Origin of the sequence: Flavobacterium sp. (assembly GCF_017985075.1) — a bacterium.
Lineage (GTDB): Bacteria > Bacteroidota > Bacteroidia > Flavobacteriales > Flavobacteriaceae > Flavobacterium.
In genome coordinates, this window is record NZ_JAGNYF010000018.1 from 1 (window position 1) to 21443 (window position 21443).

Genomic DNA, 21443 nt, shown 5'->3' on the forward strand with positions numbered 1-21443 from the left:
AATCGAAATGGCCTGGGGAGATACTCAAGCGGCCAACGAGGGCAGACTGTAAATCTGCTGTGAAAACTTCGCAGGTTCGAATCCTGCTCTCCCCACAAAAGCACTTCTAACGAGGTGCTTTTTTTATATTTAAAAAGTTTAAACCAAAAACAACTCACATACACTATCTACGAAGTAGTTCTGTTTTATTAAGACAAATTTTACTACTGAAACATACTTAATTTTCGGTAATAACATTCAACAAATTAAAAGCCCCTTTGATGATTTATGAGAAAAAATTATTATATTTGATTTAAATAAAAAGCGAAACAAAACATTCGCATATCTACCCAAACATGGATGAATATACGAAACTTTATATCATATATAAATGAGTTAGCAGTAACTTTAATGAAACCGTAAAATGAAGAACAGAATCTTATTTGACAATTACTTCATATTTTTGATAGTTTTTGCTATTTCATCAGTTTTTAAATATTTAGTGTATGGAAAAAATAATTTTACGCAACTTATTATAATCACGGCCTTAATTTGGCTATATGAATTGCTCTCAGAGAAAAAAAAATACCTCTCAAACTTAAAAATGAATGAAGAAATAATTGAGTTGGAGTATTTTGATTTATTCTTAATAGAAAGGAAAATTATAATAAATAGACAAAATATAACTGGTTTAAATTACATTAAAAACACTAAGCTATGGAATAAATTTGATTGTCTTCAAATTATTGAAAAAGAAAATTCGAAAGCTATAAATTTTAAGATTTTTGACAAAAAAACACAAGATAATGTCCAAAAAAATATTACTAAAAATAAAAGCTACTGCTAACAGGCATTTGGTAAAATTGGGAATTTTGTAGTAAATTCACGTTTACTTTTCGCAAGAATTTTTATTCAGTTCCGTAGTTCGCAACCTCGCCAAGCGCCGGAACGATAGCAGTTATACAAAAAAAAACAGAACTAAAATAAAATATTATGAAAACAAAATTACTTTTTTTACTATTTTTTGTAAAGATCTCGGTGGTAAATGGGCAATCGATACAAATTAATCAAATTATGCCAACAGCGGTCAATGGCGGAATAAATGTAAATTTATTAGTTACAACATATAACGGAGCTGGATATTTAAGTCATAGTTATACGGTTGTTGGAAATACAATAAATCTAAATGTATGTTATTGGTTTAATAATACTTTACCTGTTTATCAAATTAATAAAAATTTTTTAATTTTGGTTCCTAACAATATAAATTACGTAATAAATGTCAGTACATTTAATTCATCATCGCAAACAGTATGTAATAATTTTTCTGCTGGTCCAACTGCGTCAACAAACTATTTAGAAACTGAAAACTTTGAGATACAAAATAGTAAATATTCAATTTATCCTAATCCCAGTAAAGGAATTATCGAACTAAAAGGAGATGAATCTTTGATAAAGCAAATAAAAATTTATGATAATCTTGGAAGATTAATAAAACTTTTTAATGGTAGTAGCACAAAAAATATTGATTTATTAGAGTTAAGCGATGGAATATATTACGTTAACGTGGAAACGGAAACGGGAAATTGGAAGAAGAAATTAATAATCGAAAAATAAGTACAACAGCTAACAGCTGTTACACAAGATGCAAGGATTTAGTGGAATTGCCGTTTCGCATTGAACTTTTTACTTAAATAGAAAATATGCAGTCACGAAGCCTTGCACCTCGTGTAGCTGTGGTACGTTATAAAACCTTTAAAAAGCTGTTTATGGCTACTCGCCATTCTTAGATCATAAAAAGCCAGAAGTATACTCTGGCTTTTCTATTTTATGTCAAGTTGTTTATTCTAAAACAAAGGAAACTGAAACGTTGGATACAATTTCAATTTCACCAATAGCCAATGTTTCTTTTGGCTGGGTGGCTTCGCTATCAGCCATCATTCCTTTAGCCATAAAAACGGGTTGCGGATAATTCGTTTGTGAATTGTCAGAAATTGAAATGGCTTTTCCAACTTTCTGTCCTGGCAGTACTGAAACGTAATCTTCTGCTTTTTTCTTAGCGTTTAAAATGGCTTTTTTTCTTGCTTGGGATTCAAATAGTTCCATTTTTGAAGATTTAAATTCTACACCATTTATTACATTTATGCCTGTTTCCATCACGTCCATCATAAACGCATTGTATTTAGAAATGTCTTTTAATGTCACCGAAATAGTTTGATTGGCTTGGTATGAATGTTTCTTTTTTTCGTAATCGTAGTTTTTATACAAACTTAATTGCGTAGTTTGATAATCTGTAACCGGAATTCCAAATTTTTTGATGTACGCAATGACTTTATCAATCGTTACATCATTTAATTGTTTGACTTCTTTCGGGTCTTTTCCGTTGTTCTGCACACCCAATTGAATTACTGCAATGTCAGGCGTTACTAAAATTTTTCCTTCACCAGAAATAGAAATTTGTGGCGTAAATTTGGTTTGTTCTTGACTCATTCCTATCATAGAAATAAATCCTGTAAGTAGTAAAATAACTTTTTTCATAATTGATATATTTAGGATAGTATCTCGTAATCAAAAAGTATGCCAATTATATTTTTTTTGTTTTTACTAAATACATTAAAACCGCAATTGGGATTAATAAAATACCAATAAAAATTAGTCGGGATTGAAACAAACTTGGTACTAAAAGTAATGTAATTAGTAAACCACCAATAGCACCACCTAAATGTGCGGTATGCCCAATGTTATCATTTCTTCCTTTCATACCATAAACGGAATATCCCAAATACAAAAAAGCAAAAATATATCCCGGAATAGGAATGGCAAAAAACATTCTTAACTCAATTTCTGGATATAATAAAATGGCACAATAAATAATTCCTGTCACCGCACCCGAAGCCCCAATTGCAGAATAATAGGGTTCATTTTTATGTATGTAATAGGTTAATACACTACCAATTAACATACTTCCAAAATAAATAAGTAGAAAATTTGTGGTGCTAAATTCTTGAGTTAAGAAATTGGCGAAACTCCAAAAACTATACATATTAAACGCAAAATGAAACCAATCGGCATGTAAAAAACCGGATGTAATCATACGAAATTGTTCGCCTGATTTAATTTTTGAAATACTGAATTTAAAACGTTCAAAAAAAGCAACATTGGACAAACCCATAAATGTAGCCAAAGCTGTAATAGCAATAATAATGGTTGAAACAGAATACATATCTAATAATTTAATGAAGCTAAAGGTACTATAAATATTGAAAAATCTATACTAAAAACATATTTTGCCATAATTTTCTAAGAAATAACAAAACATGTATATTTGTAAAAAAAACATTCATGCAATTTCTATTATATCTTATCATTTACCCTTTCATTTGGATAATCTCTATACTACCTTTTCCTGTATTGTACTTATTATCTGACTGTGTATACTTTCTAATATATCGCATTTTTAAATATCGAAAAAGAGTGGTTCGTGGTAATATCGCCTTAGCACTTCCGCATCTATCTGAAAAAGAAAGAACGAATATTGAGAAAAAATTCTATGCTCATTTGTGCGATTTGTTTCTTGAAATGATAAAAACATTATCTATTTCAAAAAAAGAAATTGAAAAACGCTACACCTTTTCAAATATGGAAGTGTATTATGAATTAGAAAAAAAAGAAAAAAGTATTGCTTTGTTATGTGCGCATTATGCGAGTTATGAATGGGCAGTTTCTATGAATTATCATATTCACTTTAAGGGTTATGGTGTGTATAAAAAATTAGCCAATCCATATTTTGATACATTAGTCCGAAAAATTCGTTCTAAATTTAAAAGCCAATTAATAGATAGCAAAGAAACCATTCCTACAATGGCCTCAAATTTTAGAAACAAAACATTTAGCGTATATGGTTTAGTAAGTGACCAATCGCCAAAATTAAGCACTACTCACCACTGGCAAAAATTTATGGGAATTGAAGTTCCTGTGCATACCGGTGGCGAAATGTTAGCCAAAAAATACGATATGAATGTGATATTCTTAAAAACTAAGAAACTAAAACGGGGATATTACGAAGCAAGTTTTGAAGTACTTTCCGATGGAAATGCAAAAGATTTTCCAAATTACGAAATCACCGATAATTTCCTAAAATTAGTAGAACAACAAATTTATGACGCACCAGAATTTTACTTGTGGACGCATAAACGTTGGAAGCATATGAGGTGATTTGGGTTAAAGGTGAAGGGTTTTGGGTTAAAGGCAAAAGTAAAAAGTAATAAAGTAAAAACTAAGCCTGTCTATGTTTTCTTTATTTAGCGAAGCTGCTCAAACTATTTTATTTTTTCCTATGTTCCTATGTGTTTATAGAAACCAACTTTTCACCATAGCTACTTCTGGCTTGGTATCGTCTTTATGATTGAAATCGTTTTTAGTAGGATTATAAATATAATCTTCTTGCCAAGAGGTGAAGTTTTCTGCAACATCAATAATCGCATCACAAACCAACTGAATTTCTTCTGACGTAGTTGTAGGATGAATTGACATTCTAATCCAACCTGGTTTGTTGGTTAAATCGCCTTCATTTATACTGCAAGTAATAGAATTTGAGGTTTCTTGGTTTACATTTAGCAAATAATGCCCATATGTTCCGGCACAACTACAACCACCACGAACTTGAATTCCGAATTTATCGTTTAATAATTTTACACCTAAATTAAAATGTAAATCGGTAATGTAAAATGAAATTACCCCTAACCTATCCGAATGCTCTGCGGCTAAAATATGTATGTTTTCAATTGGTGCTAATCGTTCAAAAATATAATCAACTAATTCGTGTTCTCTTTCTAAAATAGATTGCACACCCATTTTTTCTTTCAACTGAATAGCAAGCGCCGTTTTTATCACTTGTAAAAAACCAGGCGTTCCACCGTCTTCTCTATCTTCAATATTGTCAATATATTGGTGTTCACCCCATGGGTTTGTCCAAGAAACCGTTCCACCACCAGGACAATCTGGAATGTTATTTTTATAAAGTTCTTTGTTAAAAATCATCACACCACAAGAACCAGGTCCGCCTAAAAATTTATGTGGCGAAAAGAAAATCGCATCTAAATACGCTTCTTTATCTTCTGGATGCATGTTGATTTCCACATAAGGTCCTGAACAGGCAAAATCAACAAAGCAAACACCATTATTTTGATGCATAATTTTTGCTACTTCGTGATAAGGTGTTCTTATTCCTGTTACGTTAGAGCATGAAGTAATAGAAGCAATTTTAAAACTTCTATCCTTATATTGATGTACTAATTTTGTAAAATTATCTATAGAAAACAAACCGTTATCATCTGCGGGGATCACTACCACGTCTGCAATAGTTTCTAACCAAGATGTTTGATTAGAATGATGCTCCATGTGCGATATAAACACAATTGGTTTTAACTCACTAGGAATGGTAGTATATTCTTTTAAATTTTCTGGAATTCGAAGACCTAAAATACGCTGTAATTTATTTACAACGCCTGTCATTCCAGTTCCGTCTGTAATCAAAACATCATTATCTGTAGCATTTACGTGGTGTTTTATAATATGACGGGCTTCATGATAGGCCATCGTCATCGCCGTTCCTGTAATAGAAGTTTCTGTATGCGTATTGGCTACAAAAGGTCCAAAAGTATCCATTAGTTTTTCTTCAATTGGTCGATACAATCTACCGCTTGCCGTCCAATCCGTATATATAATGTTTTGTTCTCCAAAAGGCGAAACAAACGATTGATTAATACCGATGATATCTTTTCTAAACTGCTGAAAATAAAGTTCTAACTTAGATTTTGTAGCTATAGCATTCATGTTATGAAATTTGACACAAATATACATTTTAATAGACAATATTTAAAAATTTTATTCTGTAACTTTGTGAATTATTTAAAGCTAATGTCTATTCAATTTCTACATAAGTTTACGACTAGTTTACCTTCAGATCCTATTGAAGAAAACTTTACACGTCAAGTAAATAATGCCGCTTTTTCATATGTAAAACCGAAAATACCAAGTCGTCCAAAATTGATTCATCTTTCCAAAGAAGTTCAGAATTTAATTGGTTTTTCGGATGATTTTGTTGCTTCAGAGGCGTTTTTAAATTTAATATCTGGTGCCAAAATTATAGCAAATGCCAAACCTTTTGCTATGAATTATGCTGGTCATCAATTTGGAAATTGGTCAGGACAATTAGGCGATGGTAGAGCTATTGTACTTGGTGAAATTGAACATAATAATCAGTTATTTACATTACAATTAAAAGGCGCAGGTCCTACTCCATATTCCAGACGAGCAGATGGTTTGGCAGTGTTGCGGTCTTCTATTCGTGAACATTTATGCAGCGAAGCTATGTTTCATTTGGGTGTGCCAACAACACGTTCTTTATCTATAGTTTCCACTGGAGATGAAGTGGTTCGAGACGTCATGTACGATGGAAATGCGGCAGTAGAAAAAGGGGCAATTGTTTGCAGAATAGCGCCAAGTTTTATTCGTTTTGGGTGTTTTGAATTGTTTGCCTCACAAAATGACATTCCGAATTTAAAATTACTTGCTGATTATACGATTACAAATTATTATCCTGAAATTAATACAGCGGGAAAAGAAAAATACATTGCATTTTTTAAAATTGTTGCCGAAAAAACAAGAGAATTACTACTTCATTGGCAACGTGTGGGTTTTGTACATGGTGTAATGAATACAGATAATATGAGTATTCACGGCATCACCATTGATTACGGACCTTATGGGTGGCTTGAAGATTACAATCCGAATTGGACACCCAATACAACAGATGCAGCAGGAAAAAGATACCGATTTGGCAACCAATCTAATATTGCTTTATGGAATTTATATCAATTGGCAAATGCCTTATATCCGTTAATTGAAGACGCAGCACCTTTGGAAGAAATTCTAAATGATTACGCCAAAAAATACGATGAAGATTTTTTAGAAATGATGTTGAAAAAATTGGGTATTACATCCAAAAATGACGAAAACGAAAAGCTGATTCAACAATTGCTATATAATTTAGAACAAACAGAAACAGATTATACGATTTTCTTTAGAAATCTAAATCAGATTGAAAAAACAGATACAAGTGAAGATTGTGTGGTAAAAATTACCGCTGCGTTTTACAAACCTGAAGAGGTTACAGACATTATTTTAGAAACTTGGCATTTTTGGTTTGCACATTATGTAACACTTTTAAATAAAGAAATACTTTCAGATAACGAACGAAAAACACTTCAAAATTCGGTGAATCCGAAATTTGTTTTACGTAATTATATGGCACAAATGGCGATTGAATTGGCAGAAAAAGAAGATTATTCGTTACTAAACGAATTGTACAAACTTCTTTTGCATCCCTATGAGGAACAACCCGAATTTGAAAAATGGTTTGCAAAAAGACCCGATTGGGCAAGACAAAAAATTGGAAGTTCTATGTTAAGCTGCAGTTCTTAAGTTAGACGTATTAGACTTCTTAGATATTTAGATTTTCTGAAATCTGTGTTTATAAATGAATTTAAAATAATAAGATTATGACAACCGTTAGTACAACTATCAAAAACAAAACAGTAGCAGAAGTTTGGGAATTTTTCACCAATCCAAAACACGTTATAAATTGGAATTTTGCCGGCGAAGATTGGCATTGTCCGAAAGCAGAAAACCAATTAGAAGTCGGTAAATCGTTTACTTATAGAATGGAAGCAAAAGATGGAGAATCGGGTTTCAATTTTACTGGAATATATACAGAAATTGAACCTTTTTCTAAAATAAACTATGTTTTAGCTGATGAAAGAAAAATTTTAATCACTTTTACAGAAATTGAAAATGGGATTGAAATAATTGAAAAATTTGATCCAGAAAATGAGAATCCAGAAAATCTGCAACAAGAAGGGTGGCAAATGATTTTAAATAATTTGAAAAAATATATTGAAAAAAATTAAGTGAGATTAAAACAAAAAAACCGATAGATAAACTATCGGTTTTTTTTTATGCTTTTTCGTAACGTTCCATTTCTCGGTCATAAAATTCGCCAGCTAGTGTAATTAAATGTTCCATTTCAGCTTCTAATTCCGTTTGATCTTCTTCTTCAACATCTTCTAAAAATTCTACAGAATCATCTTTTAGATTGATGAAAAATCTTGGATATTCTAAATGAATGACAAAAATATCATCAGGAAAATCAGTGTTGTCCCCTATTACAAATTTTGGTAATTCCATGTTTTAAATTTTGAATTGTAAATTATAAATTTTGAATTTTCAAAAGTACAAATCTTTTGTCATTCCTCTTTTATCTTTTATCTTTTATCTATGTAATTTTAATAGAAACCTAAATCGTAGGTAAAGCATCAATGCGGCAGCTGTTAATCCGGCTAATAAACCAATCCAAACGCCTTCCGCTTTCAATGAAGTATATAATCCTAAATAAATAGATATTGGAAAACCAATAATCCAATACGCCACAAAGGTTAAATACATAGGTACTTTTACATCTTGCAAGCCTCTTAATGCTCCTAAAACTACCACTTGAATACCATCTGAAATTTGGAAAAAAGCAGCAATAATTAATAATTTTGACGAAACTGAAAGTACTTCTTTTATTTCAGATGCATTTAATGCCATTTCTGAGTTTACAAAAAACGAAGGAAAAATTTGACTTCCTAACATAAAAACCACTGCAAAAATAATTTCTAAAATAATAGCCATTAAAAAAATAGAATGCGCTACCGTATTTAGTTTTTTATAATCATTCAATCCTTTCTGGTTGGCTACTCGAATCATAGCCGTAACACTTAATCCCATCGCAAACATAAAGGTTAACGAAGCCAAACTTAAAGCAATCTGATTGGCTGCCTGACTGGTAGTTCCAATCATACCGCACAACCAAATGGCGCCGGTAAATAAAGCGACCTCAAAAAACATTTGTAAGGAAGAAGGAATACCCAACTTAATAATTTTATCTGAAACGCTTTTTTGAAAAGATTGCCAACCAAAATTCTTAAAAAAGGATTTGAATTTTTCGTTTTTAGAAAGAATATAGTGCATATAAATGACCATAAAAACACGTGCGATTAATGTTCCAATCGCAGAGCCAACAATTCCCATTTTTGGAAACATAAACAATCCAAAAACCAATAAAGCATTAATTACTACATTAATAATATTACCGTAAATTGTAGCATACATAGAATATTTGGTTTCACTCATTCCATCTGCAAACTGTTTGTATGCTTGAAAAATCACAAGAGGCACCAATGAGAAACCCACAATATCTAAGAAAGGTTTGGCTAATTTTACTACATCTGCGGGTTGGTTCATATATGACAACAATGGTTTGGCAAAAAACAACAAAAAGAACAATCCAAAACCTAAAATGGTGCATAAAATTAATCCGTTTTGAAAAGCAGTTCTTCCGCCTTCTCTATCTTTTGTGCTATCGAATTCTGCTATAATTGGCGTAATGGCTGTAGAAAATCCAATTCCAATAGACATTCCAATAAACACGAAACTATTTCCTAAAGAAACCGCCGCTAATTCTGTAGAACCCAATTGTCCTACAAAAATATTATCTACTACTCCAACTAACGTATGACCAACCATACCTAAAATTACAGGTAACGCTAAATTGAAATTGTATTTGAATTCTTTAATGTATTTTTTCATTTTGTTACACAGAGGTTCGCAGAGGTTCGCAGAGTTACACAGAATACAAAAAATAATTTTGTGAATCTTTGTGTGTCTTTGTGTGTCTTTGCGTAATATTTTATTTTAATTTTTCTATTAATTGGGCTAACGAAACCGTTTCTTGTTCTCCTGAAATCAAATTTTTAATTTTATATTGATTTTGTTTGATTTCTTCTTCACCTACTAAAACCGCAAATTGAATCCCTTTTTTCTCAGCAAATTGAAACTGTTTTGCCATTTTAGCTGCATCAGGATACATTTCTACCTTAATATTATTTTGTCTAAGTTCCGAAATGGCTTTTAATGAAAATAACGTTTCAGCTTCACCAAAATTTATAAATAGCGCTTTTGAAGTTGTGGATACTGTCTCTGGAAACAAACCTAATTCTTCTAAAACCAAATAAATTCGATCCAATCCGAAAGAAATTCCAACACCGCTCATATTTTTTAATCCGAAAATACCAGTTAAATCATCGTAACGACCACCACCACCAATCGAACCCATAGCAACACCCGTTGGAGCGCCTACTTCGTATATGGCACCAGTGTAGTAGTTTAAACCACGAGCTAAAGTAACATCGACGTCTAAATTTGCCGATTTTAAACCTAATTCATTAATAGCATTACAGATGAATTTCAATTCTTCAACACCTTTTAAGCCTTCATTTGAAGAGGCTAAAAGTGTAGCTAATTTTTCAATTTTTTCTGGAATGGTTCCTGTAAAATTGAAAAGCGGTTGTACTTTTTGAATAGCAGCTTCAGAAATTCCTTTTTCAAGCATTTCTTTTTTTACGCCGTCTTCTCCAATTTTATCTAATTTATCTAATGCTACGGTAAAATCAATTAATTTATCAGAAGCGCCAATTACATCAGCAATTCCAGATAATATTTTACGGTTGTTAATTTTAATGTGTACACCTTTTAAACCTAAAGCAGTAAAAATGGTATCGTACAATTGTACAAATTCCACTTCTTGCCATAGTGAATTGCTCCCTACAACATCGGCATCGCATTGAAAAAATTCTCTAAAACGTCCTTTTTGTGGTCGGTCTGCACGCCAAACAGGCTGGATTTGATATCTTTTAAAAGGAAACTCTAATTCGTTTTGATGTTGCACAACATAACGAGCAAAAGGCACGGTTAAGTCGTATCGCAACGCTTTTTCTGAGATTTGACCGGTAATTTTTCTACTATTTTTAGCCGTTAAATCTTCTTCCGAAACTTTATCTAAATACTCACCTGAATTCAATATTTTAAAAATCAGTCTATCGCCTTCTTCACCATATTTTCCCATTAAAGTATCCGAATTTTCAAAAGAAGGAGTTTCAATAGGTTGAAAACCAAACTGTTCAAAATTAGATTTAATAATAGAAAATATATAATTCCGTTTAGCTACTTCTGTAGATGAAAAATCGCGAGTTCCTTTAGGAATACTTGGTTTTGATGCCATTTTTATGATTGTATATTGAAAAATTGTATAATGTATATCTAATAGAGTACAAATATCTGACTTTTAAATGGATTCGCAAAAATCAATGACAAAAATCAATGGCAATTATGAATTGTGAATTGTGAATTGTGACAACACAGATTTGAGAAATTTTTATATTTTATAAAATCTGTTCAATCTGTGTTCCCAAAAGTCATAATCTATTCTCTATATTCTATTTTCTATACTCTATTTTTTATATTCTTTTCAAAAATCGTGTAACATTTAAAACAAAATGTAGTCAAATAGATATGGTTGGATTATTTAAAGAAAATACAAAAATCGCTATTGATTCTATTAGAAGTCAGGCATTACGTACCTTTTTAACAGTGTTTATCATTGTTATTGGGATTACTTTTTTGGTAGGAATTTTGACCTTAACCAAAGCTTTAGAAAATAATTTATTTGGGAATTTCGCTTCTATGGGTGCCAATACGTTTTCTATAAGTCAATATGATTTTTCAGAACAAATTAACCGAAATGATGGTGATCAAAAAATAAATCCAATCATTAGCTATCCGCAAGCTAAAGCCTTTAAAGATAAATTTGAATTTCCTTTTACAGCTACATCGCTTTCATTTACAGCATCAGCGAATGCAGAAGTAAAATTTGACAATAAAAAAACGGATCCAGAAATTACTGTGTTAGGTGCTGACGAAAATTTTATTCCAAATAATGGTTTTGAATTGGAATCAGGTCGAAATTTCAATTCTTTTGACGTAGATAATAATAATTACGTGTGTGTTGTTGGTGCAAATTTCAAAGATGGCCTGTTTGAAGGTGTCAATCCAATTGACAAAACCATTTCTGTTAGAGGTGCTAAATTTAAAGTAATTGGATTATTGAAAGGAAAAGGAGCTACTTTTGGAAACAATCAAGACTTACGAATTATCGTTCCAATACAAATTGGACGTTCCATTTTTTCGCAACCTAATATAAATTATGATATAGCCGTAAAAATTAACAACAAGCAATTATTAAACGAATCTGTTGATAATGCAACATTAACAATGCGTCGTGTAAGAAAATTAAATCCGGTTGAAAAAGCTAATTTTGGAATCAAACGCAGTGACGATTTAATTCAAAAATTAGGTGAAAATATTGCGATAATTAACATTGCTGCTGTAGCAATTGGTGCTATTACCATATTTGGATCAACAATAGCCTTGATGAATATTATGTTAGTTTCCGTTTCCGAAAGAACACGAGAAATCGGTATTAGAAAATCGTTAGGAGCGAAAAGAGGTACTATTGCTTGGCAATTTTTTACTGAAACCTTTATTATTAGTCAGATTGGTGGAATTATTGGAATAATCTTAGGATTGTTACTCGGTACATTAATTGCATCTGTTGCCGGTTTTGAGTTTGTTACGCCTTGGGCTGCTATTATTGCGGCATTTGCAACCACGTTTATAGTGACTATTATTTCTGGATTATATCCCGCAATTAAAGCTTCTAAGTTAGATCCGGTTGAGGCGTTGCGTTATGAGTAATGCCCCCTAACCCCCAAAGGGGGAATGAAAAGATTGAGAAAAATTAGATACAAAAACTTTTAAGTTTTCTTTCTCCCTTTGGGATTTAGAGGGATGCACAAATCATTCTGTCATTTCCCATAAAATCTTTACGCAATTCAATGTTTTTGAAACCTAATTGTTCTACTAATTCAACCGTTTCTTTTCCTAAGTATTGATTGATTTCAAAAAATAATTTTCCGTTTGGTGCTAAGCTTTTCAATGCTAATTGGGCAATTTTTCTATAAAATAATAACGCGTCGGAATCATCCACGAACAATGCTAAATGCGGTTCGTAATCTAAAACATTTCTTTTTATTTCTTGTTTTTCCAAATTTCGAACATATGGTGGATTGGAAACGATAACATCGAAAAGAAGAGGTTGAGATGTTGAGATGTTGAGATGTTGAGATGTTAAAATATCTTGTTGAATAAAATTTACTTCCACTTGATTATCTGAAGCATTTTTTCGAGCAATTTCTAATGCTTTTTCTGAAATATCAATTGCTGAAACTTGGCCATTCGGAATTTCTTTTTTTAATGCAATTGGAATACAACCCGAACCTGTCCCAATATCTAAAACCCTTTGCCCTTTTCCTTTAACCTTTAACCCATCAACAATCCACTCAACTAATTCTTCCGTTTCTGGTCTTGGAATTAATGTGTTTTCATTCACTTCAAATCGTAAGCCATAAAACCAGGCTTCACCAGTTATATATTGAATGGGTTTTTCAGTTTTAAGTTCTGAAATTATGGTTTTCCATTTTTCTAAATCTGTCTCAGAAACTTCAAATTCAGGGTGAAGTGAAACATCAATTCTCTTTAAATTGTGCAGAAATTCCGTCAAAATAAAAAAGAAACTTTCTATTTCTGAATCTTCCTGAATGGTTTGCAATTCAGAGAAAAAATGCGTTTTTAAACTTTTAATATTCATTTTATATTTTTTAAACACCGATTTACACAAATTACCACAAATTAATCGGTGAAAATTTGTGCAAATCTGTGTTAAATATTTTACAAATCTTTAATCATAAACACATCACAAGCATTATGTCCTGTAGCACCTATAGGTCCATCTATATAAGTAAATCCTGATTTTACATATAATTTTTGCGCATCTTTCATAAATGGTAAGGTTTCAATGTAGCATTTATCGTAACCTACTTGTTTGGCAAATGTTAAACATTTTTGCATTAATTCTTTTGCAATTCCTTTTCCACGAGCCTCTTTTGCTAAATACATTTTTTGTAATTCGCATATTTTAATTTCGACATCAATTAATTTTCCTATACCACAGCCTCCTAAAATAATTTCGTCTTTTTCAACTACAAAATAAATTTCGGTGTCATCTTGATACACTTCAAATAAAGTATTTAAATGCGGATCTGCATAAGCAGTTCCTACTTTTGGAGCGTCTAATTCTTCAAAGACATTTCGAATTACTGAAGCTATTTTCAGATTGTCTTTTGGTTCAATTTCTCTTAATATATAGTTCATTTGTAAATATAAAATGTAAAAGTACTAAATTTGTAAGATGATTGAGCATGAAATATACATGAAACGTTGTTTGCAATTGGCTAAAAATGGTTTAGGTACCACATATCCTAATCCGTTAGTAGGAAGCGTGATTGTATATAATGGAAAAATAATTGGTGAAGGTTGGCACAAAAAAGCAGGCGAACCACACGCTGAAGTACTTGCAATTAATTCTGTAAAAAACAAAAAATTACTCTCCAAAAGCACCATTTATGTGAGTTTGGAACCGTGTAGTCATTTTGGAAAAACACCTCCGTGTGCTAATTTGATTATTGAACATAAAATTCCGAAAGTAGTAATTGGTTGTATCGATAGTTTTTCAGAAGTTGCCGGAAAAGGTATTGAAAAATTAAAACAAGCCGGTTGCGAAGTTATACTGAACGTTTTAGAAGCAGCATGTTTGAGAATGAATAAGCGATTTTTTACATTTCACAATAAAAAACGACCATATATTATTCTAAAATGGGCAGAAACGGCAGATGGATTTATTGCGCCTTTTTTACCCAATTCAAAAACCTCTTTTGCTATCTCAAACGACTATTCAAGGCAATTGGTGCACAAATATCGTACAGAAGAACAAGCCATTTTAGTTGGAACAACAACTGTTTTAAATGACAACCCAAGTTTAGATGCCAGAGATTGGTTTGGACAGCATCTCACTCGAATTATTATTGATAAATCTAATAAAATTCCGGATGGATTTAATGTAAAAAATAAAAAAAATCCGACAATAATTTTTACAGAAGAAGAAAATTGTGTACATTCGATAAATATCGCTTATAAATGCATACAGTTTGATACTCATTTGATTTCTAATATATTAACTCATTTATTTGAAAAAAATATTCAATCTGTTATTGTAGAAGGCGGCACATTTACTTTGCAACAATTTATAGATAACCATTTATGGGATGAAGCGAGGGTTTTTATAGCAGAGAATAAAATTACAGAAGGTGTTAAAAGCCCTAAATTTAATTTTATACCTGAAAAAACTATAAAAATTAAAAACAACCAACTTAAAACATACTTAAACTATGATTGAAGCCATTATTTTTGATTTAGGAGATGTATTTTTAAACTTGAACCATCAAGCCAGTGTTGATGCGTTTAAAAAATTAGGTTTAAACGCTTGGACAGACGATTTAAAAGCTGCAGCTATTTTATTTGAAACTGGTAAAATAGATGAATTGCAATTTATGGAAACCATTCAGAAACACCTACCAAATGCCAATCTTGTAGAAATTAGAGAAGCTTGGAATGCTATTATTGGTGATTTTCCTTTAGAACGTTTGGAGTTTTTAGAAAAACTACAAAACAAATACGATATATTTTTATTAAGCAATACCAATCCCACACATATTGATAAATTTGAACACCGAGTAGGTTTAACTTTTGCCAGAGAATTTTATGCGCATTTTAATAAAATTTATTTTTCCTACGAAATTAAAGAGCGAAAACCAGATGCTGCTGTTTTTAACTTAATTTTAAAGCAAAATAATTTATCTCCAAAAAAGACGCTTTTTGTAGATGATACCTTAGAACATATTGAAGCCGCAAAAGCTTTAGGCATTAATACTTGGCAAATACTTGTAGGACAAGATGATGTAACCAATTTATTCGATAAAAAAATAGTATAAAATTGCAAGATCTCCAAATTAAAGATACATATAAAACCATTGAAATTTCGGTTGAAAACATTCTATACAAAGAAAAAAACAGCAAGTTTTTTGGTTTTGCTTTCCCTGTAACTTCAGAAATAGAAGTAAAAACGCATTTAGAAAATTTAAAAGGTGAACATTTTTCGGCACGGCATTGGTGTTATGCTTACCAAATTGGTACAGAAGTTATAAAATTTAGAGCTAATGATGATGGTGAACCAAGCAATTCTGCAGGAATGCCTATTTTCGGACAAATTCAATCCTTTGATATCACGAATGTATTAGTAGTGGTAGTTCGTTATTTTGGTGGCGTAAAATTAGGTGTTGGTGGATTAATTTCTGCATATAAAACTACGGCTCAACTTACTTTAGATGAAGCAAATATTATTGAGAAAACCATTGACAAACATTTTAAAATTACTTTCGATTATAAAAACATGAACAAAGTCATGCGAATTATTAAAGAAAAAAATATTCAGATTGTTCATCAGAAAATGGAAATGAATTGCGAAATTGAAATCGCAACAAGGAAAAAAAATGCCGAAGAAATCGTTGCTATTTTTACAGCTTTATTTGAAATTGAGATTGAAGAACTATAATTTTTATTTTTTACAAATACAATAACACGATAACCCATATATTTTAATTCCAAATTTTTGAATTACTCGAGTAAAAGCAAAATCGAGTTGCAATATAACTACTAACAATTTTGATTTAAAAGTAGTACCTGTCCAATTATCAATAGACGCTTTTTTATTTTTATTAAAGATACTTTCAATCCACCTAACTAATAATAGTGATGAAAAATAATATCCTTTATCTGATATTTGAAATTGGTTTTTAGTCAATAGCTTTTCTAATTGTTTCAAATTATATCTTCTATAATGCCCTAATAATAAATCATGCTGCGAGAAAACAGTCTGAAAAGCGGGAACTGCAAATAAGAAATAATTGTTTTTACGAGTCAAATGTTGTAAGATTTCATCTTCATTTTCTAAATGTTCCAAAACATCCATACATAAGAAAAGTACATTTTCTTTAGTAGGAAACGTATTAAAATAATCGGTAAGATTTTGCACATAATGAATCGAGTTTTCTCCATAATTTACCTTTAATTGCGCTATAATTTCAGGAGAATATGCTGTATCAATTGTAAAATATTCATCAGCCAATTTGTGCTTAAAAATTTCATTAATAATATAAGCATCGCCACCTCCAATATCGACAATTCGTTTGATTGGAAATTTAATTTCTGAAGCGGACAATAATTTAAAAAGCACCTTTTTTCTGGAAATTTCCCACGGGTGTCTTTTATAATTTTTCTTATCAAATAAGCGATCAAATTCAGTTAAATCCATTATAAAATATTTTTTATTTTATCGGAAACATATGATGGAGGTACAATTGGCCTACCTGTTTTCATATCTACAAAAACAAGCATAGAATAGCCCGTTGTTAACAATTCATTCTGTTCATTATAAATTTCATAGTCAAATTCTATTTTTACAGAATTTTGACTTTTTAGTACAGTTTTTACACGTAATACATCGTCATATCGCGCTGGTTTTTTATAATTCATTTCTAAAGAAACTACAGGTAGCATTACACCGTTTTCTTCCATCCATTTATATGAAACACCTAGATTCCTTAGCCATTCTACTCTACCCATTTCAAAATATTGTGCGTAATTTCCATGATATACTACACCCATTTGATCTGTTTCTGCATATCTAACTCGTACTGTAAATTCGTATTCTTTCATTATTATTATTTATATTTATGGCTTAAAAATTTTATGTTAAATAGTTATTAAAAAAAAATCAAAACTACATACAACAATATTTTTTAAATTACAATAGCATTTGATTTTTTTTTAATTAAAATTGTTCACATATTTGCTCTCCCAATAAAAATCTACACAAAAATAAAGATTTACTCTTTTTTTTCTCAAAAATTAGATTAAAAAATTTTTTAAAATTACAAAATAATGATGACTAATGCAGCAAAATCTGTTTGGAATAATTGCTTGTCCTTTATAAAGGACAACATACAGGAACAAGCCTATAAAACATGGTTTGAACCAATTGTAGCAATTAGCCTGTCAGAAGACAATGCATTGCATATTCAAGTTCCTAGTAAATTTTTTTACGAGTGGCTTGAAGAACATTATGTAATTATATTAAAAACCGCTTTAACTAAAGAACTTGGAAACCAAGCAAAGCTAGTGTATAAAATTAAAATGGAAAACACTTCTGGCAATAAACTTCCATTTACTGAGCAAATTCCAAGTACTTACCGTAGTTCAGTCAAAACACAAGAAATTGATGTGCCGATTGTGAATAAAAATCCGGAATTGAAAAATCCGTTTATTATTCCAGGTATTAGAAATGTAAAAATCGAATCTCAATTAAATGCCAATTACAGTTTTGATAATTTTTTAGAAGGAGATTCTAACCGATTATCAAGAAGTGCAGGTATGGCAGTTGCTAATAAACCAGGTGGTACTTCATTTAACCCATTATTGATTTTTGGTGGTGTTGGATTAGGTAAAACACACCTAGCACATGCAATTGGTGTTGAAATTAAAGATAAATTCCCTGAGAAAACAGTTTTATATATTTCTGCTGAAATTTTCACCCAGCAATATATCGAATCTGTTAAGAAAAATACCAGAAATGATTTCATTCACTTCTATCAACTTATTGATGTATTAATTATTGATGATGTTCAGTTTTTATCTGGAAAAGCAGGAACACAAGATGTGTTTTTCCATATTTTCAATTATTTACACCAAAACGGAAAACAGGTTATTTTAACTTCAGACAAAGCACCTGTGGATATGCAAGATATTGAGCAACGCTTATTATCTCGTTTCAAATGGGGATTGTCTGCTGAATTACACCAACCAGATTACGAAACAAGAATTTCTATCTTAAGAAATATCTTATACAGAGATGGTGTTGAAATGCCAGATGAAATTTTAGAATACGTTGCAAAACACATAAAATCAAACGTTAGAGAATTAGAAGGGGCTATTATTTCATTAATTGCGCAGTCTTCATTCAACAAACGTGAGATTAACATTGAATTAGCTAAGCAAGTTGTTGAGAAGTTTGTAAAAAATATCAAACGTGAAATTTCTATTGACTACATCCAAAAAGTAGTTTCTGATTATTTCCAATTGGATACAGAAACTTTAAAATCTAAAACCAGAAAGCGTCACATTGTTCAAGCGCGTCAATTAGCTATGTATTTTTCTAAGAAATTCACAAAAGCATCATTGGCAAATATTGGTTCGCAAATTGGTGATAGAGACCATGCAACCGTATTACATGCTGTAAAAACAGTTGACAATTTAGTGGCTACCGACAAACAATTTAAAAAGTTTGTGGAAGACATTAACAAAAAGCTGAGTATTTAAAATGCCTACCAAGGTTTTAATGGTTTGTTTGGGTAATATTTGCCGCTCGCCATTAGCAGAAGGTGTTTTACAATCAAAACTTCCCAGAAATAAATGTATTGTAGATAGTGCTGGGACAGCAAACTATCATGTTGGAACGGCGCCAGACAAACGTTCTATAGCAACTGCGAAGAAATTCGGAATTGATATTAGCCAACAAAAATGCAGACAACTATCAAAATCTGATTTTGATACTTTTGATTATATTTATGTAATGGACACTTCTAATTACAAAAATGTAATTGCGATAGCACCTAATGAGACATCCAAACAAAAAGTTAAAATAATTTTGAATGAAATAGAGCCAACAAGTGATTTGGAAGTTCCAGATCCCTACTATGGTGAAATGGAAGATTTTGAACATGTATTTCATTTATTAGATGAAGTATGTAGGATAATAGCTTCAAAAATTAAATCAAATTAGTTTTTAACTAGACGCAATTTCTACACTAAAAAATATACGATGAATACAACCTCAACATATGGTAAATTATATTTAATACCTTGTACTTTATCAAATCCTGGTGAAGTTTCAGTAGATCCTAACGACGTTTTGCCACAAACTATTAAAAGATGTATTGAGCTATTAGATTATTATATTGTTGAGAATGAAAAAACGGCTAGAAAATGTATCAAAGCAATTTGCCCAGAAAAATCGCAACCTAGTTTACAATTATGGTCTTTAAACAAACATACTGAAGTTAGCGAGCATTACGAAATGATTCAACCGCTATTAAACGGTATAAATATGGGTGTAATGAGCGAAGCTGGATGTCCAGGAATTGCTGATCCAGGCGCTGTAATTGTAAAATTAGCTCACGAAAAAGGAATTCAGGTAGTCCCATTAGTTGGACCAAGTTCTATTCTATTAGCATTAATGGCTAGTGGCATGAATGGTCAAAGTTTTGCTTTTACTGGCTACTTACCTATCGATAAAAACGAAAAGAAAAGTGCCTTGAGAAATTTAGAGAGATGGTCTCAAGAAAAAAATCAAGCACAACTTTTTATGGAAACACCGTATAGAAATAATAAATTTTTAGAAGATATTTTAACCACACTTCATCCGCAAACTAATTTGTGTGTTGCATGTGATGTTACGTTGCCTACAGAATTTATAAAAACAAAAACCGTAAACGACTGGAAAAAACAAAAGGTCGATTTACACAATCGACCTTGTATTTTTATTATTCAAAAAAATTAGTTTGTTGTAACTTTTGCAAATCTATTGGAGATAACATTTGAAGTATCGTACCCGTTAAATCTTTTAATATAAGACCTCAAAGAAGTTCCAAATCCGTCTCTGAAACCATTTTTTCCATTACTTCTAAGGTATGCTTTTACTGAACTTGCACCCGCTAAATGCGCTGCTGCTAGTAATCCCGACTCTGTAATTTTGATTCCGTTAATTATTCTACCTGAATAATTTTTAATTTCTTTTCTTAACTCCCATTTATTTATGCATAATAAAGCATAAAAAGCATCTTCTTGTAAGTTTGGGTTATTAAGGAAGTTTTTGAAGTTATAAACACCAATGTGTCTTAATGTGCTTCTTCCGAATTGGTATTTTCCCATGTAACCATAAGGATTAACCAATGTATAAATGCCTGCAGATTCTTTAACTCCTAAGGCTTGTGTGAAACCGATAAAGGTATTTCCTGTGTAAGGTATAGAAAAATTCAACTTTACCGATTCGTCTTTTGAAGGTACTCGATATTCGAAAACTTCCGAATCATCGATATGAAATCCTGTTACAGATTCCTCTTTAAATGCTTTAAAACCTGAACTAATAATGGCAATAAATGCAATGGTAACTCCAAAATAAAAAATGTCTTTTCTCATCTAAATTTATTTCTCAAAAGGGTAAAAAAAAATCATTTTTTACATTGTGTTTGATTGACATAAATCATACCACTCCAATTGAATTAACTTGGCAAAGATACAACATTTTTTATTATTTTTCTGAATATCAAGTAATTAACATTTTATTAAGATGTATTAAACAGTCAAATTGTGGTTTAACCATCTTGATTAATAGGGTTTTAGAGAAAGCAAAAAAATCAGTATAAAAACCAATAAAAAAGAAAAAATAAGCTGATTTT

At 31.1% G+C, this 21443-nt stretch carries 23 protein-coding genes and 1 tRNA gene; 13 read left to right on the forward strand and 11 right to left on the reverse strand.

Annotated features, from left to right (window positions below; all coding sequences use genetic code 11):
- Window positions 1-14: 14 nt before the first annotated feature.
- From KA468_RS05360 to KA468_RS05370, 3 genes are all read left to right on the forward strand, one after another.
- A tRNA-Tyr gene (locus KA468_RS05360) sits at window positions 15-95 on the forward strand.
- Between the two features lie 488 nt (window positions 96-583).
- Window positions 584-826 carry a hypothetical protein gene (locus KA468_RS05365; protein ID WP_291241908.1) on the forward strand — a complete coding sequence of 81 codons (243 nt, stop codon included), beginning with the start codon at window positions 584-586 and terminating at the stop codon, window positions 824-826.
- A 146-nt stretch (window positions 827-972) separates the two neighbouring features.
- Window positions 973-1596 carry a T9SS type A sorting domain-containing protein gene (locus tag KA468_RS05370; RefSeq protein ID WP_291241909.1) on the forward strand — a complete coding sequence of 208 codons (624 nt, stop codon included), beginning with the start codon at window positions 973-975 and terminating at the stop codon, window positions 1594-1596.
- 225 nt (window positions 1597-1821) lie between these two features.
- Here the strand turns inward: KA468_RS05370 and KA468_RS05375 are convergent, their stop codons facing one another.
- Window positions 1822-2517 (reverse strand): SIMPL domain-containing protein, encoded by a 696-nt coding sequence (locus KA468_RS05375; protein WP_291241910.1) that lies wholly within the window; start codon window positions 2515-2517, stop codon window positions 1822-1824.
- Between the two features lie 46 nt (window positions 2518-2563).
- The gene (locus tag KA468_RS05380; RefSeq protein ID WP_291241911.1) at window positions 2564-3202 is read right to left on the reverse strand and encodes a rhomboid family intramembrane serine protease; all 639 of its coding nucleotides are present in this window, start codon (window positions 3200-3202) and stop codon (window positions 2564-2566) included.
- Between the two features lie 119 nt (window positions 3203-3321).
- Here KA468_RS05380 and KA468_RS05385 point away from each other — a divergent pair, with 119 nt between their 5' ends.
- Window positions 3322-4194, forward strand: coding sequence for a lysophospholipid acyltransferase family protein (locus KA468_RS05385; protein WP_291241912.1), 873 nt, complete (start codon window positions 3322-3324; stop codon window positions 4192-4194).
- 135 nt (window positions 4195-4329) lie between these two features.
- Here the strand turns inward: KA468_RS05385 and KA468_RS05390 are convergent, their stop codons facing one another.
- Window positions 4330-5814 (reverse strand): aminotransferase class V-fold PLP-dependent enzyme, encoded by a 1485-nt coding sequence (locus tag KA468_RS05390; RefSeq protein ID WP_291241913.1) that lies wholly within the window; start codon window positions 5812-5814, stop codon window positions 4330-4332.
- An 84-nt stretch (window positions 5815-5898) separates the two neighbouring features.
- Here KA468_RS05390 and KA468_RS05395 point away from each other — a divergent pair, with 84 nt between their 5' ends.
- Window positions 5899-7464, forward strand: a complete 1566-nt coding sequence (locus KA468_RS05395) for a YdiU family protein (RefSeq protein ID WP_291241914.1) — start codon at window positions 5899-5901, stop codon at window positions 7462-7464.
- A gap of 77 nt (window positions 7465-7541) precedes the next feature.
- Complete coding sequence (locus KA468_RS05400; RefSeq protein ID WP_291241915.1) at window positions 7542-7949, forward strand: SRPBCC domain-containing protein; 408 nt, start codon at window positions 7542-7544, stop codon at window positions 7947-7949.
- A gap of 46 nt (window positions 7950-7995) precedes the next feature.
- Here the strand turns inward: KA468_RS05400 and KA468_RS05405 are convergent, their stop codons facing one another.
- The 3 genes from KA468_RS05405 to hisS form a co-directional block, all read right to left on the reverse strand.
- A complete protein-coding gene (locus tag KA468_RS05405) occupies window positions 7996-8226 on the reverse strand; it encodes a hypothetical protein (RefSeq protein ID WP_291241916.1) in 231 nt (76 codons plus the stop codon).
- A gap of 84 nt (window positions 8227-8310) precedes the next feature.
- Window positions 8311-9669: an MATE family efflux transporter gene (locus tag KA468_RS05410; RefSeq protein WP_291241917.1), complete on the reverse strand. Its 1359-nt coding sequence runs from the start codon at window positions 9667-9669 to the stop codon at window positions 8311-8313.
- 100 nt (window positions 9670-9769) lie between these two features.
- Window positions 9770-11140, reverse strand: a complete 1371-nt coding sequence (hisS, locus tag KA468_RS05415) for a histidine--tRNA ligase (protein WP_291241918.1) — start codon at window positions 11138-11140, stop codon at window positions 9770-9772.
- A gap of 290 nt (window positions 11141-11430) precedes the next feature.
- Here hisS and KA468_RS05420 point away from each other — a divergent pair, with 290 nt between their 5' ends.
- Window positions 11431-12672 carry an ABC transporter permease gene (locus KA468_RS05420; RefSeq protein WP_291241919.1) on the forward strand — a complete coding sequence of 414 codons (1242 nt, stop codon included), beginning with the start codon at window positions 11431-11433 and terminating at the stop codon, window positions 12670-12672.
- 85 nt (window positions 12673-12757) lie between these two features.
- Here the strand turns inward: KA468_RS05420 and prmC are convergent, their stop codons facing one another.
- Both prmC and KA468_RS05430 read right to left on the reverse strand, forming a co-directional pair.
- Entirely contained in the window at window positions 12758-13624 is an 867-nt protein-coding gene (prmC, locus tag KA468_RS05425; protein ID WP_291241920.1) for a peptide chain release factor N(5)-glutamine methyltransferase, read from the reverse strand.
- Between the two features lie 80 nt (window positions 13625-13704).
- Entirely contained in the window at window positions 13705-14187 is a 483-nt protein-coding gene (locus tag KA468_RS05430; RefSeq protein ID WP_291241921.1) for a GNAT family N-acetyltransferase, read from the reverse strand.
- 37 nt (window positions 14188-14224) lie between these two features.
- Between KA468_RS05430 and ribD the strand changes: the two genes are divergently transcribed.
- Genes ribD through KA468_RS05445 form a run of 3 tightly spaced genes read left to right on the forward strand, consistent with a single transcriptional unit; the run spans window position 14225 to window position 16483 of the window.
- Entirely contained in the window at window positions 14225-15268 is a 1044-nt protein-coding gene (gene ribD, locus KA468_RS05435; RefSeq protein WP_291241922.1) for a bifunctional diaminohydroxyphosphoribosylaminopyrimidine deaminase/5-amino-6-(5-phosphoribosylamino)uracil reductase RibD, read from the forward strand.
- The gene (locus KA468_RS05440; protein ID WP_291241923.1) at window positions 15261-15863 is read left to right on the forward strand and encodes an HAD family phosphatase; all 603 of its coding nucleotides are present in this window, start codon (window positions 15261-15263) and stop codon (window positions 15861-15863) included. Before ribD ends, KA468_RS05440 begins: the two co-directional genes overlap by 8 nt.
- A gap of 2 nt (window positions 15864-15865) precedes the next feature.
- Complete coding sequence (locus tag KA468_RS05445; RefSeq protein ID WP_291241924.1) at window positions 15866-16483, forward strand: YigZ family protein; 618 nt, start codon at window positions 15866-15868, stop codon at window positions 16481-16483.
- 3 nt (window positions 16484-16486) lie between these two features.
- Here the strand turns inward: KA468_RS05445 and KA468_RS05450 are convergent, their stop codons facing one another.
- Together KA468_RS05450 and KA468_RS05455 are read right to left on the reverse strand one after the other, a co-directional pair.
- Window positions 16487-17242 (reverse strand): hypothetical protein, encoded by a 756-nt coding sequence (locus KA468_RS05450; protein ID WP_291241925.1) that lies wholly within the window; start codon window positions 17240-17242, stop codon window positions 16487-16489.
- Window positions 17242-17646, reverse strand: a complete 405-nt coding sequence (locus tag KA468_RS05455; RefSeq protein ID WP_291241926.1) for a thioesterase family protein — start codon at window positions 17644-17646, stop codon at window positions 17242-17244. Before KA468_RS05455 ends, KA468_RS05450 begins: the two co-directional genes overlap by 1 nt.
- A gap of 228 nt (window positions 17647-17874) precedes the next feature.
- Between KA468_RS05455 and dnaA the strand changes: the two genes are divergently transcribed.
- From dnaA to KA468_RS05470, 3 genes are read left to right on the forward strand one after another with little or no spacing between them, the layout of a single operon-like run.
- A complete protein-coding gene (gene dnaA / locus KA468_RS05460; RefSeq protein ID WP_291241946.1) occupies window positions 17875-19305 on the forward strand; it encodes a chromosomal replication initiator protein DnaA in 1431 nt (476 codons plus the stop codon).
- A gap of 1 nt (window position 19306) precedes the next feature.
- Window positions 19307-19768: a low molecular weight protein-tyrosine-phosphatase gene (locus KA468_RS05465; protein WP_291241927.1), complete on the forward strand. Its 462-nt coding sequence runs from the start codon at window positions 19307-19309 to the stop codon at window positions 19766-19768.
- Between the two features lie 39 nt (window positions 19769-19807).
- Window positions 19808-20545 (forward strand): SAM-dependent methyltransferase, encoded by a 738-nt coding sequence (locus KA468_RS05470; RefSeq protein WP_291241928.1) that lies wholly within the window; start codon window positions 19808-19810, stop codon window positions 20543-20545.
- Here the strand turns inward: KA468_RS05470 and KA468_RS05475 are convergent.
- A complete protein-coding gene (locus KA468_RS05475) occupies window positions 20542-21183 on the reverse strand; it encodes a peptidoglycan-binding protein LysM (RefSeq protein ID WP_291241929.1) in 642 nt (213 codons plus the stop codon). The genes KA468_RS05470 and KA468_RS05475 overlap by 4 nt on opposite strands.
- Window positions 21184-21443 lie beyond the last annotated feature (260 nt).